Source organism: Psychrobacillus sp. OK028, assembly GCF_900103605.1.
GTDB lineage: Bacteria > Bacillota > Bacilli > Bacillales_A > Planococcaceae > Psychrobacillus.
The window spans coordinates 78,833-91,860 of the sequence record NZ_FNHY01000009.1 but is presented as its reverse complement, the minus strand read 5'-3'; the positions used below and the strand labels follow the sequence as shown (position 1 = coordinate 91,860).

The window sequence follows — 13,028 nt, the reverse complement described above, 5'->3', positions numbered from 1 at the left end:
AGGAGGTAGAAACGGAATGGAAGAAGCGGTTAGTCTACAAGAATTGTTTAAAATTATAAAAAAACGATTTGTACTCATTATTTCTATATTATTTATTGTTATGTCTATAGCTGGTGTAGTTAGCTACTATTACCTGACACCTATATATCAAGCATCGACACAAATTCTTATTAATCAGAAGGAATCCGATCAAAATCAATTTAATAGTCAAGCCATCGATACTAATCTTCAATTAATCAATACATACAATGTCATTATAAAAAGTCCAGTCATTCTATCAAAAGTTATTAATAATTTAAATTTAAAAACGACACCCGATTTACTCTATAAACAAATAAACGTCAATAGCGAGCAAAACTCACAGGTAGTGAACGTCAGCGTACAAGACTCGGATTTACAACAGGCAATCGACATTGCTAATATGACTGCCAAAGTATTTCAAGAAGAAATCAAAACATTGATGAATGTAGATAACGTTAATATTCTATCACTAGCAGTATACACAAAAGATACGCAGCCTGTTAAACCAAACTCAATACTTAATGTAGCGATAGCAGGGATCATCGGCTTAATGATTGGTATTGGGATAACTTTTCTAATGGAATATTTAAATACAACTATTAAAACTGAACAGGATATTGAAGAGTTGCTAGCACTACCAATTTTAGGGCTGATCAGTCCTATTTCACCTAAATTTCTAAAAAAAAGTCAAGAATCGAAATCTCCCAATAAAAAAAGGAGGGCAAAAAATCTTGTTTAAGAGGAAGAAAATAAAAGCTGTCGCTCGAAAACTCGTCACAAGTACAAATCCACAATCCATCATATCTGAACAATTTCGTACTATTCGAACCAATATTAAATTCTCTATGCCAAACAGGGAGCTTAAAACTCTCCTATTTACTTCCTCCTCTATAGGAGAAGGAAAGTCAACAATTGCAGCTAATGTCGCCATAGTATTTGCGAAAGAAGGAAAAAAAGTACTTCTTATTGATGCAGACTTAAGAAAGCCAACAATGCATTTTACATTTCTTAAAACAACCTCTCCAGGATTAACCAACTTACTAACAAGCCATTGGAATCTTAGCCAAGTAGTAAAAGAAACAGGAGTGAAAGGATTAGACCTCGTTACAAGTGGTCCAATACCTTCCAACCCAGCAGAAATTCTAGGATTGCCTTCCATGGATACGTTAATAAAAAATATGAAAGAACATTATGACTTAATCATATTTGATGCTCCTCCAGTGTTATCTGTTTCAGATGCACAAATCCTCACCAACAAATGCGATGGCACCATTCTAGTAATCAGCTCGAACTCTACAGAAAAAGTTAATGCCATAAAAGCCAAAGAAGTCCTTCAAGCTTCGAATGCAAACATCATCGGAACAATTCTTAACAACTATAAAATCGGGAAAGATCATTATTATCATCAGTATTATGGGTAATCAAATATACATAAGTATATCTAAATTACTCCAATTATTCATGCTTAAACTTTAATATATAAATCATGAAGGTGGCTATTAATATCGATATAATGTTTAAGGAACCTATATATATCACTAGACCACTTCTTCCAAATCTTCAAGATATTTATATAAAATTGAATGAAGTGTGGGAAAGCAAGTGGCTTACTAATAATGGTCCTCAGCAGATTAACTTGGAAAACGTATTAAAAGATTATTTGCAAGCAGAAAATCTATCTTTATTTAACAATGGCACATCCGCATTACTCTTAGGTTTAAAAGCTTTAAACCTAACTGGAGAAGTTATTACAACTCCTTTTACTTTTCCTGCAACAGTTCAAGCACTAGATTGGAATAGTTTAACTCCCGTTTTTTGTGATATAGATCCCACAACTCTTACCCTAGACGCTGCAAAAATCGAACCCCTCATTACGGAAAAAACCTCTGCTATCCTTGGTGTTCACACATTTGGAAACCCATGTGATGTAGAACAAATTCAATTGATCGCAAACAAATATAATTTGAAAGTAATCTATGATGGAGCCCATAGTTTTGGTACAAATTTTAAAAATAAGCCTATTAGTGAGTATGGAGATATGACGATGTTCAGTTTTCATGCAACAAAACTCTTTAATACTATCGAAGGCGGTGCATTGACTTTTAGAGACAATAGTTTAGTTGAAAAACTGAGCCTCCTAAAAAATTTTGGAATAGCAAATCCGGAGGAAGTTGTTCTTTCAGGTCTAAATGCAAAGTTAAACGAAATTCAAGCCGTAATTGGACTGGAAGTATTAAAGCTTGTGGAAAACGAACGCAAGAAGAGGCTTAAAATAAAAAGAGCGTACGAATCGTACTTGAAAGACGTACCTGGTATTAGCGTGTTGACGAAATTAGAAGATGAATGCAGCAGTTATCAGTATTTTGTCATTCAAATAGATGAAGAGTTGTATGGTAAATCAAGAGATTGGCTGCACGAGAAACTAAAAGAGTACAACGTATTTACACGAAAGTATTTCTATCCTTTATGCAGCGACTTTGAATGGTATCAACATTTAGATTCTGCTCGTAAAGAAAATCTTCCTATTGCAAATAAAACTGTGACAGAAGTATTAGCTATGCCATATTACGGTGATCTTCAATTGGAATCGGTGGAGAAAATTTGTAAAGTGATTCGTGATGCAATATGAAAGGAATTATTTTAGCTGGTGGATCTGGTACTCGTTTATACCCCCTAACAAAATCTATCTCAAAGCAAATGTTACCAGTTTACGATAAACCAATGATTTATTATCCTCTTTCTGTTTTAATGCTTGCGGGAATAAGAGAAATATTAATTATTTCAACCCCAAGGGATATAGGAGGGTTTCAGGAGTTATTGGAAGATGGTACTAAAATAGGAATGGATATAACGTATGCCGTACAAGAAAATCCGAAAGGTCTTGCAGATGCCTTTATTATTGGCGAGAAATTTATAGGTGACTCTTCAGTAGCCTTAGTTTTAGGGGACAATATTTTCTATGGCTCTAATTTTGGGCATAGACTTCAGGAAGCAGCAACCAACTTGTCAGAAGGTGCTCTTATTTTCGGGTGTTATGTAAGAGACCCTCGAGCATATGGTGTAGTTGAGGTAGATGAAGAAGGAAATGCTATTTCAATAGAAGAAAAACCAGATAACCCCAAATCTTTTTACGCGATACCAGGTCTATATTTTTTTGATAATAAAGTAACAAAAATTGCTAAATTGGTTAAACCATCTTTCCGAGGAGAAATAGAGATTACTTCCATTATTAATGAATATCTTCACTTGGGAGAGTTGAAGGTAAATATAATGGGCAGGGGATTAGCTTGGTTAGATACTGGAACTCATGAGTCTCTTTTGGAGGCATCGAATTTTGTAGAAGCTATACAAAACCGACAGGGGTTATATGTGTCATGTATTGAGGAAATAGCCTTTCGCAGAAAATATATCTCGAAAGAACAATTACTCCAACTTGCGAAACCATTAATGAAGACAAACTATGGAAAATATTTGGTCGATGTTGCAAATTCTAATAGAGCTTAGAGGAGACTAAAATGAATATTCTAGTTACAGGTGGAGCAGGGTTTATAGGTTCGAATTTTATAAGACATATGCTCTTAAAATATGATTACACCATTGTTAATTTAGACTTATTAACTTACGCTGGAAATCTTCGGAATTTAAAAGATATCGAGAATAGTGAAAAATATCACTTTGTAAAAGGAGATATTTGTGATCGAGAATTATTAACTAAACTCTTTCAACAATTTGATATTCAAGCTGTTGTGCATTTTGCTGCCGAATCCCATGTGGATAAAAGTATTGATGATCCTGAGTTGTTTATAAGAACCAATGTGTTAGGAACACAAGCTTTATTAAACGCAGCAAAACAGTATTGGAAGGTAAATCAAACAGATAAGTATTGTAATGAATACAAGGAAAAAACTAAATTTATTCAAATTTCAACAGATGAAGCATATGGTGCATTAGGAAAAGAAGGATATTTTACCGAGGATACAAATCTCTCACCTAATAGTCCCTATTCAGCATCTAAAGCATCTGCAGACATGATGGTACGTGCTTACTATGAAACATACAAATTACCTGTAGTAACTACAAGATGCTCGAACAATTATGGTCCATTCCAATATCCTGAGAAGTTAATTCCTTTAATTATTTCTCGTGCTTTAAATGACCTTCCATTGCCAGTATACGGTGATGGGAAACAGGTGAGAGACTGGTTGCATGTAGAAGATCACTGCACTGCAATAGATACTGTTCTCCATAATGGAAGGCTTGGCGAAGTATATAACATAGGTGGAAATAATGAAAAAGAAAATATAGAAACGATAAAAATAATTCTAAACTATTTAAAAAAGAGTGAGGATTTAATCCAATTTGTAGCTGATAGACTTGGACACGATAGAAGATATGCAATCGATAATTTAAAAATCAGTAAAGAGTTAGGATGGTCTCCTTCTATTTCCTTTAATGAAGGTATTGAAAAAACAATTCAATGGTACTTTCGAAATAAGTAAAGTGCCATTTCTGTTATTTCTATTTCGAACTAGATTTTTGAAAATTTCTACTACTGGGGTGTGCTAATGAAAACGGTTATGTTACTTGGAGGATCAACTGAGCAAGTTATTGCAATAAAATATGCAAAAGAACAGGGGTATTACACCATTCTGTGTGATTACTTACTAGATAATCCAGGGCAATATTTTTCGGATGAATATTATTGTGTAAGCACAACAGATAAAGAAGCAGTACTAGAAATTGCTAAGCAAAAGAAAATCGATGGAATTGTTGCTTATTCATCAGAAATAGCAATAGCTACAGCGGCTTATGTAGCTAATAAACTAAACTTACCATCTAATCCATATGAATCTGTATTAATTTTATCCAATAAAAATTTATTCAGAAATTTTTTAAGGGATAATGGCTTCAACTGTCCAAAAGCGAGGAGCTTCTTTTCAAAAAGTGAGGCAAAGGAATGCCTAATAGAATTTCAGTTTCCATTAATGGTTAAGCCAGTTGACTCCAGTGGTAGCAGGGGAATTTCGCGGATATTTTCTGAGGAAGAATTTAACCCGGCATTTGAATATGCTCTTTCAAAGTCAAAACAAAAAATGGTCATTGTCGAAGAATATATTGATATGGCTCATGAGTATACGATTGGTGGTGACTTAATAGTAGTAAATGGAATAATTGAATATTTTGGTTTTATAAACGGTTATAGAGATATTGAGGGAAATTCGTTTGTTCCAATGGGCAATAGTTATCCGGTGTTCATGGAAGAAGAAAAACTATCAATCGTTCGGAATGAATTACAAAAAGTAATTGATTGTTTGAATATTAATATGGGTGTTTTAAATTTTGATGTGGTGTTCAATCAGAATGGTAATCCTTTTATTATTGAGATGGCTGCAAGGAATGGAGCAAATAGGGTTTCCCAATTATTAAAGGTCGCAACTGGAGTGGACTTAGTAAAAGTGATAGTGGAAGCTACAGTAAATAATTTTGTGATTAGAATGGAAGATTCCAAATATCCAAAATATTATGCTACCTATTATCTGCATTCATTAGAAAAAGGGGTTTTGAATAATATAAAGTTTTCAGATGAAATCAACGGCAATATCATTGACAAAGTGATGTATAGAGAACGTGGGGATGAAATCGATGGCTTTGATGGGTTAGATAAAATTATAGGAATTATATTACTTGAGTTTGAATTTTATGAAGAGTTAAAATTCAAAATGAATAATATTAAACATTATATAGATATACAAATTACAACTAAAGAGGCTAATTATGCAGAAAACTCAAGATAATTGGGAAAGTGAGAACAAGGTTGATTCAGAAAATCTCAACCATTTAAAAAAACGATTTGGTGATTCATTTTACCTGTTTGATTTAGAACAGCTAAGAGCGAATTATTTAAATATGTTTTCAGCATTTAAAAGTAGATATAGCAATATTATTATTGGATATTCATATAAGACTAACTATTTGCCCACATTAATAAAAGAGATTTCTAATTTAGGAGGCTACGCTGAAGTTGTATCTAGAATTGAGTATGACCTAGCTCTCAAAATAAGGGTAGATCCCAAGAAAATTATTTTTAATGGTCCGCTGAAGTCTCAAGAGGACATTGCTTTGGCGTTAAAAGAGGGAAGTATTGTAAACCTTGATTCGTTTTACGAGATTGAGATTATAAAAGATTTAATTCTCAAAGATAAAAGTAAAAATTATAAAGTCGGATTAAGAGTCAACTTTGATATGACTATCGACGGAATGAGTCCGCTACAAGATGGATTTAAACAAAGTAGGTTTGGTTTTTGTTTAGAAAATGGGAACTTTGAAAAAGCATTAAGTGAGTTAAATAAAATAGAAAATTTAACCGTAGTCGGCCTTCACGGACATTGCTCTACTCATATAAGAAGTTTAAAAGTATATGAGAAGATAACTCAAACATTATGTGATATTTCAAAAGAATATATGTCAAATACACTTGAATATCTTGATATAGGTGGAGGTTTTTATGGAAATGTACCAGAGACAATGCAACTAAATAACGTTCCGTCTTATGATGATTACGCCACAACGATCTGTTCTATTATGAATAAAGAAAAAGCTCATTTTAAAAATGAGCCATTTTTAATAATGGAACCTGGTTTGTCTATAGTAGTCGATACCTTCAAATTCTTTTGTAAAGTAGTCGACGTAAAGAAGAATAAAAATGAATATTTTGTCCTTGTTGATGGAAGTGTTCATAATATTAAGCCAACTATTTACAAGAAAAATACCCCTATGGAGCTAGTGAAAACAAACAAAGATGTTTATAAGGCTGATAAGTTCAATGTAGTTGGTTGTACTTGTATGGAAAAGGATTATTTACTGATTGATTATATAGGTGAAATACCTAAAATTGGAGACTTCCTTATTTTTAGTAATGTTGGAGCATATACAATAGTTCTAAATCCTCCTTTCATTAAAGAAAGGCCACCAATTATAGCTAAAATAGGGAAAAATTTTAAGATAGTTAGACAGAAAGAAAAGCTAGACGATTTTATTAATAGTAATGTGTATGTCTTTTAATTATTACTTCGTTTTCAATTTAAGAACGATGGATATGAAACGAGTTTCACATCTTAGAAAATGTATAGAAAAAGATTTTCACGCATTGAAATCCAATCAAATCGGAGGAAAACATTTGAAAGTATTAGTCACTGGAGCAGCAGGTTTCATTGGATCTTACGTCGTTCAAGCCTTACTCGAAAAACAAATTGCGGTAACAGCAGTAGATAATTTATCAAATGGAAGTCTAACTAACCTACCAGAAAATATTTCCTTCTATGAAATTGATATTACCAAAAACGAGTTAGAAACTGTTTTTCAAATAGAATCTCCAGATTATGTTATTCATTTGGCTGCACAATCTTCAGTCATCCAATCAATGAATAACCCAGTAGAAGATTGTCAAGCCAACTTATTTGGCACTTTGAATATTTTACGTTATTCAAGACAATATGAAGTGAAAAAATGCGTGATAGCTTCTACAGCAGCCGTATATGGTAATCCTACTAAATTTCCAGTTTATGAAGACAATAAACTCTCAGCACTGTCTTTTTATGCACTTTCTAAACTATCTGCAGAAAAGTATGCACAGCTATATGAAAAATTATTTGATGTTAAAAGCAGCATATTGCGATTTTCCAATGTCTTTGGCCCTAAGCAACCAAATGGGGTCATTACAAGTCTTATCCAGCGTTTAATAGAAGGTGAAACTCCCATTATTTATGATGGCAAGCAAACAAGAGACTTTATCTATGTAAAAGATGTTGCACATGCATGTATTCAATCCATGCTATCGGAGCAAACTGGCATTTTTAATATTAGTTCAAATAGAGAATTGTCTATTAAACAATTATATAAAGAGATATCAGACTTGATGGGGGTTCATACTGAGCCTGACTATAAAGTATTGAGAGAAGGAGAGATTGAAAGAAGTGTTCTCTCAAATAGTAAAGCGATAGCTACCTTAGAATGGTCTCCTATTTATCGGTTAGAAGAAGGGTTAAAAGAAACGATTCAACATTATGTTAACCTTAACCATATATAAAAAAAAAAACTATCTCCTATTCAAAAAACAGAATCATAAATTTCTGTTTTGCTGTACATTTTTCATTTGGAAGGCGATTGACCATTGATGAATATAAAAATCAAGGGGATATTTAAGGATAGATTTACGAAAAATGTGATTATGATTGCAAGTGGCGCGGCTTTTGCGCAAGTAGTTTCGCTTTTGTTATCTCCTGTCATTACTAGAATATATTCACCAGAAGAATTTAGTACACTCACTTTATTTATTTCTATCCTAGGAATAATTAGTTTATTGGGTACTCTAAGCTACGAATCTGCCATTCCAATTGCAGAGAATGATAATCAAGCGGTTAATTTACTTTCGTTAAGTCTAATTATTTTATGTTTAATTTCTCTTTTACTTACAATATTTATTTTTCTCTTTAGTGAATACTTTCTTCTTATGCTTAATGCTGCTAATCTAGTTAGTTTTAAATATTTTATTGTCTTAGGCTTCTTTATGACGGGATTATACTCAATTTTGATTGAATGGGCTTTAAGAACAAAGAATTATAAAGGCATTGCCAGGACAAAGTATTCACAAAGTATCATTGGTAACGGTGGGAAAATTGCTCTTGGTCTAATGAGTTTTGGTCCTATAGGTTTAATAGTTGGTCAAATTCTTGGTCAAAGCGCTGGAATTCTTAATCTCTATATTCCAATTGCAAAAGAACGCAAATCACTATTTATAAATATTGATAAAAGGTCAATTTGGTGGTGTGCTAAAAGGTATATTAAGTTTCCAAAGTTTTCTGCTCCAACACTTTTTATTATTTCCTTAACAAGCCAGCTCCCTGTGTTATTTCTTTCTGCTTTTTATAGCCCTGAGACAGTCGGATATTATGGTCTTGCCTTAACAATTACATTTTTACCAATGGGTATAATAGGGAAATCCGTGGAGGATGTATTTTATGGTGAAGTAGCTAGCTTAGGAAGATTAAATCCTAAAGAAATAAAAAGATTATCTAGCAGTCTATTAAAGAAATTATCAATTATTGGTTCAATGCCTATGATTATTCTACTACTACTTGGTCCAAAGTTATTCGTTTTTGTATTTGGTGGGGATTGGTACAATGGCGGTGTTTTCGCTAGCACATTGGCAATATATGGATTTACACATTTTATATTCCATCCAATTAGTATGGTTTTTTTTGTTTTTGAAGAGCAGCAACTTCAATTATATTTGAATATTACTAAAATAGTACTAGTTATTTTCGTATTTTATTTTGCGAAAATTTTAGGTTTGTCTGCCGTCCAAGCAATTCTGATCTTCAGTCTCGCAATGGCGGGAGCTGAGTTTGGTAAATATCTATTAGCACAATATGTACTTAAAAAACACTCCTTCCAAAGTTAGTGGTATAAAGAATCAGAATATATTTAAACATAATAAAAATCCAAATCCTGAAATTATTTTTATAATATTATGTAACAAAGTAGTAGTGTAGCAAGGAGGAACAAGAAGTGCTAAAGAAAAAAATAGTTTTCATAAGTAACCTAGCAGCCCCTTACCAAGTAAAGTTTTGTTATGCACTACAAGAATATTTTGATGCAGAGTTTTGGTTTTATGAGCATATCGGTGAAACTAGACCTACATGGTGGAAAATTCCCCTTGGTGACAAATGTAAGATAATGAAGTGTTCAGGTAGACTGCCAATGATAGGATATTTCTCTTTTGGCTTATTCTTTGATCTTATAAGATTTAAACCAGATGTTATTTTGTTAGGTGGGTTCATGAAATGGCACTATCTAATATTTAAACTGGCTAAGTTGTTTAATAAAAAAGTTGTTTTCCTGAGTGAGCCTTTAAGGTATGTTAAAAATGATAGCGACCAATCAAATGACTTAAGGACTAAAGAGAATAGTAAAAAAGAGTTAACTGTCCTAAATAGGTTTTTTAGAGGTGCGGACCTGTATCTTGGAATGGGTCAAGTAGCTCAAAAACAGTTTATAGAAGAAATAGGATTTGATAAAGAAAAGGTAAATTGGACTAGTTATCCTCAAGATTTGGATGAATATTATGCACACCCATTAAGAGTAAAAAATAAGAGTGATGTATTTAGAATTCTCTTTGCTAATAGGTTGATTGAAAGGTATCAGCCTTTATTTGTAATAGAAGTTTTTGAAAAGATATTTGAAAAATATCCTAATACTGAATTACTTATGAATAGCGATGGACCTCTTCAATTAGAGTGTGCAGCTTATATTGAAAAAAAGAAAATAAAGAATGTTAAATTCTTGGATAAAATAGATTCATGGGGTAATATGCACTTAGTCTATAAACATTCAGATATATTAATTCTTCCAGCTACTTACTCAAACGGAAATGGCACTATATATGAAGCAAGAGCTTCAGGAATGGGGGTAGTAATTAGCAATAAAATTAATCATATCGATTACCATTCAATAAATAATGTAAATTGTTTTATATGTGAATTGAAATTAGAAGATTTTGTTGAGAGTATCATAAAATACATTGAAAACCCAGAACTATTTGTTTCTCATGGTGAGATAAGTAGAAAATTAGTTGAAAAGAGAAAAAATGAAAATACTGCTAAGCAATATTACGATTTATTTCAGAAGTATGGAATGCTGTAGCTGGAAAAGGGATGGCAATTTATGAATATCAAACTATTATTAATCATATGTTTTTATAGGAAGAAATAAAAAATTATAAAAGAATATGGTGAGTGGATTCAATGATTAGACCTATGAAAAATGGTGAAAAGTTAGTAATTGTAGGGGCTGGTGAGCTTGCAGAAATTGCGTATGAATATTTTACTTACGACTCTGCCTATGAAATAGTAGCTTTTACTGCTGAGAAAGACTATATAAAAAATGACAAGCTTTATGATTTACCAGTTGTTCCTTTTGAAAAGGTACATCAGACTTTTCCAGCAAATGAATATAAAGCATTTGTTGCAGTTCCCTATACAAATTTTAATAGATTAAGAACGAGATTATATCACGAAACGAAGAAACTGGGATATGAATTAGTAAGTTATGTTAGCTCTAAAGCCTTTGTTTGGAGAAATGTAACAATCGGAGAAAATTGTTTTATTTTTGAAAACAATGTATTACAGCATCATGTTAGTGTAGGAAATAACGTAATTTTATGGAGTGGAAACCATGTAGGACACCGTTCGGTTATTAAGGATAATTGTTTTATTTCATCACATGTAGTTATTGCTGGAAATTGTGAAATTGGAGAAAATTGTTTTATAGGAGTAAATAGTACATTTAATGATGAGATAAAGGTTGGTAAGGATTGTTTTATTTCCTCTGGTGCATTAGTAATTAAGAATGCGGTCGCAGGGCAAATATATAAAGGCAGCCCTGCTAAAGCATCACCCGTGGATGTTTATAAATACTTCAATATAGATCGTTAGAATATCATAAAAGATTAAATCCCAGAGAAAGAGGCTGTCCAACAGGGGTATTTAACAAGTATACAATAAATATTGAAAACGCAAGAATGTTGTTAAATCAACATTCTTGCGTTTTTAATTTGAACATTTTTTTGATTTGAAATGGAATGAAGTGTAGGAGAGGAATTTTGGAATTACTGAGGGTTATTAATATTACACAAGATTAAAGCATATTATAAAAATGAGGATCCTAAAAAATACTACTTTGCTAAGGGACAAAATTGAGGTGATAAACATTAAACAAGATGTAGCAATCTTATGTCAATACTTTTATCCAGAACATGTTTCTTCTGCAACTTTAATCACTGAACTTGCGCTAGGTTTTAAAAAAAAGGGATTAGATGTAGGAGTAGTATGCGGATATCCACATGAATTCATTTCTAATAATTTTAAAAAAATACAACTTAATGAGAATTTGGAAGGAGTGTCTATTAAAAGAGTTAAGTACACCATGTACAACAATAAATCAAAATTCGGTCGTATATCTAACTTTTTTTCACTTTTCCTATCTATGTTTACTAAGTTTTTTTACTTAAGAAAATTCAAAATAATCATTGTATACTCAAACCCACCTATTTTGCCTCTAATCACGTATTTATTAAAGAAAGTTTGTGGAACAGAATTTATATTCGTTGCTTTTGATGTTTATCCAGATAACGCTTTAAAGATTAATAGCATAAAAGAAAACGGAATAATTCACAGGCTAATGAATTTTATTAATAATCGAGTCTATTCAAATGCTTCAAATGTTGTCCTTTTAGGAAATGAAATGAAAGATTATGTATTGAGACACAAAATAGCGAAGAGTTCTAAAAATCTAAAAGTTATTCCGAATTGGTTCTCTAATGAAGAAATTGTTCAGAGTTTGCTAGTTGTTAATAATGAATTTAAGGAAATAAAAAACAAGTATAAATTCATAGTTTTATATTCTGGGAATATGGGTCCAGTACAGGATATGGATACCATTTTACAGGGAATCTTAAGGTTCAAAAATAAAGAAGATATATTTTTTGTTTTTTCAGGACACGGAAGTAAAGTAGAGTACGTCAAGGATTTTTTAAAAAATAACAAAATAAAAAATTCCAAAGTCTTTGGATTTCTTCAAGGACAAGATTATGCGGATGTTTTATCCATAAGCAGCTTATGTTTGGTTAGCTTAGAAAAAGGCATTGAAGGTCTCGGAGTTCCAAGCAAAACCTATGGATACTTAGCGGCAGGTAAACCTGTTTTATCAATTATGAGTCCGGAAACTGATATTGCAAAGGATTTAGCAGAATTTGAATGTGGTGTGAATGTTGCGCAAGGTAATATAACGGATTTCGAGAATGGTATTAATAGATATTTTTTAAACTTACCATTAACTGAAATGGAGTCTGTAAATGCAAAAAAATTGTATGAAACTAAATATACCAAAGAGATTAATATAGATAAATATTATAAATTAATTTAGTTATTATTTTAAAAGAAATGATGTGA

The 13,028-nt window shown here is 32.0% G+C and carries 12 protein-coding genes; all 12 read left to right on the top strand.

Annotation, left to right across the window (positions count from 1 at the left end; all coding sequences use genetic code 11):
• The first annotated feature begins 16 nt into the window (after nt 1-16).
• The 12 genes from BLR36_RS15275 to BLR36_RS15220 all read left to right on the top strand — a co-directional run bounded on the left by BLR36_RS15275 (nt 17) and on the right by BLR36_RS15220 (nt 13,002).
• Nucleotides 17-760 (top strand): YveK family protein, encoded by a 744-nt coding sequence (locus tag BLR36_RS15275; protein WP_093062608.1) that lies wholly within the window; start codon nt 17-19, stop codon nt 758-760.
• Nucleotides 753-1,442 (top strand): CpsD/CapB family tyrosine-protein kinase, encoded by a 690-nt coding sequence (locus BLR36_RS15270; protein ID WP_371326736.1) that lies wholly within the window; start codon nt 753-755, stop codon nt 1,440-1,442. Before BLR36_RS15275 ends, BLR36_RS15270 begins: the two co-directional genes overlap by 8 nt.
• 167 nt (nt 1,443-1,609) lie before the next feature.
• Nucleotides 1,610-2,650 (top strand): DegT/DnrJ/EryC1/StrS family aminotransferase, encoded by a 1,041-nt coding sequence (locus tag BLR36_RS15265; protein ID WP_254771429.1) that lies wholly within the window; start codon nt 1,610-1,612, stop codon nt 2,648-2,650.
• Nucleotides 2,647-3,525 carry a glucose-1-phosphate thymidylyltransferase RfbA gene (gene rfbA / locus BLR36_RS15260; protein ID WP_093062605.1) on the top strand — a complete coding sequence of 293 codons (879 nt, stop codon included), beginning with the start codon at nt 2,647-2,649 and terminating at the stop codon, nt 3,523-3,525. The genes BLR36_RS15265 and rfbA overlap by 4 nt, the downstream gene beginning before the upstream one ends.
• A gap of 11 nt (nt 3,526-3,536) precedes the next feature.
• On the top strand, nt 3,537-4,520 hold the full coding sequence (rfbB, locus tag BLR36_RS15255) for a dTDP-glucose 4,6-dehydratase (protein ID WP_093062604.1): 984 nt from the start codon (nt 3,537-3,539) through the stop codon (nt 4,518-4,520).
• 66 nt (nt 4,521-4,586) lie between these two features.
• On the top strand, nt 4,587-5,816 hold the full coding sequence (locus BLR36_RS15250) for an ATP-grasp domain-containing protein (protein ID WP_093062603.1): 1,230 nt from the start codon (nt 4,587-4,589) through the stop codon (nt 5,814-5,816).
• Nucleotides 5,797-7,083, top strand: coding sequence for a type III PLP-dependent enzyme domain-containing protein (locus tag BLR36_RS15245; RefSeq protein WP_093062602.1), 1,287 nt, complete (start codon nt 5,797-5,799; stop codon nt 7,081-7,083). The genes BLR36_RS15250 and BLR36_RS15245 overlap by 20 nt, the downstream gene beginning before the upstream one ends.
• A 115-nt stretch (nt 7,084-7,198) precedes the next feature.
• On the top strand, nt 7,199-8,107 hold the full coding sequence (locus BLR36_RS15240) for an NAD-dependent epimerase/dehydratase family protein (RefSeq protein WP_175454096.1): 909 nt from the start codon (nt 7,199-7,201) through the stop codon (nt 8,105-8,107).
• Nucleotides 8,108-8,194: 87 nt separating this feature from the next.
• Nucleotides 8,195-9,481 carry a lipopolysaccharide biosynthesis protein gene (locus BLR36_RS15235; protein ID WP_093062600.1) on the top strand — a complete coding sequence of 429 codons (1,287 nt, stop codon included), beginning with the start codon at nt 8,195-8,197 and terminating at the stop codon, nt 9,479-9,481.
• 107 nt (nt 9,482-9,588) lie between these two features.
• Nucleotides 9,589-10,722, top strand: a complete 1,134-nt coding sequence (locus tag BLR36_RS15230; RefSeq protein ID WP_093062599.1) for a glycosyltransferase — start codon at nt 9,589-9,591, stop codon at nt 10,720-10,722.
• A 101-nt stretch (nt 10,723-10,823) separates the two neighbouring features.
• Complete coding sequence (locus tag BLR36_RS15225) at nt 10,824-11,513, top strand: acetyltransferase (RefSeq protein ID WP_217631742.1); 690 nt, start codon at nt 10,824-10,826, stop codon at nt 11,511-11,513.
• Between the two features lie 265 nt (nt 11,514-11,778).
• The gene (locus tag BLR36_RS15220; protein ID WP_254771423.1) at nt 11,779-13,002 is read left to right on the top strand and encodes a glycosyltransferase family 4 protein; all 1,224 of its coding nucleotides are present in this window, start codon (nt 11,779-11,781) and stop codon (nt 13,000-13,002) included.
• Nucleotides 13,003-13,028: the final 26 nt, after the last annotated feature.

Excerpts from the sequence above, each read along its gene's own strand:
- BLR36_RS15275 (WP_093062608.1), top strand. The coding sequence starts at position 17 with ATGGAAGAAGCGGTTAGTCTACAAGAATTGTTTAAAATTATAAAAAAA.
- BLR36_RS15235 (WP_093062600.1), top strand. The coding sequence starts at position 8,195 with ATGAATATAAAAATCAAGGGGATATTTAAGGATAGATTTACGAAAAAT.
- rfbA (WP_093062605.1), top strand. The coding sequence starts at position 2,647 with ATGAAAGGAATTATTTTAGCTGGTGGATCTGGTACTCGTTTATACCCC.
- BLR36_RS15250 (WP_093062603.1), top strand. The coding sequence starts at position 4,587 with ATGAAAACGGTTATGTTACTTGGAGGATCAACTGAGCAAGTTATTGCA.
- rfbB (WP_093062604.1), top strand. The coding sequence starts at position 3,537 with ATGAATATTCTAGTTACAGGTGGAGCAGGGTTTATAGGTTCGAATTTT.
- BLR36_RS15225 (WP_217631742.1), top strand. The coding sequence starts at position 10,824 with ATGATTAGACCTATGAAAAATGGTGAAAAGTTAGTAATTGTAGGGGCT.
- BLR36_RS15245 (WP_093062602.1), top strand. The coding sequence starts at position 5,797 with ATGCAGAAAACTCAAGATAATTGGGAAAGTGAGAACAAGGTTGATTCA.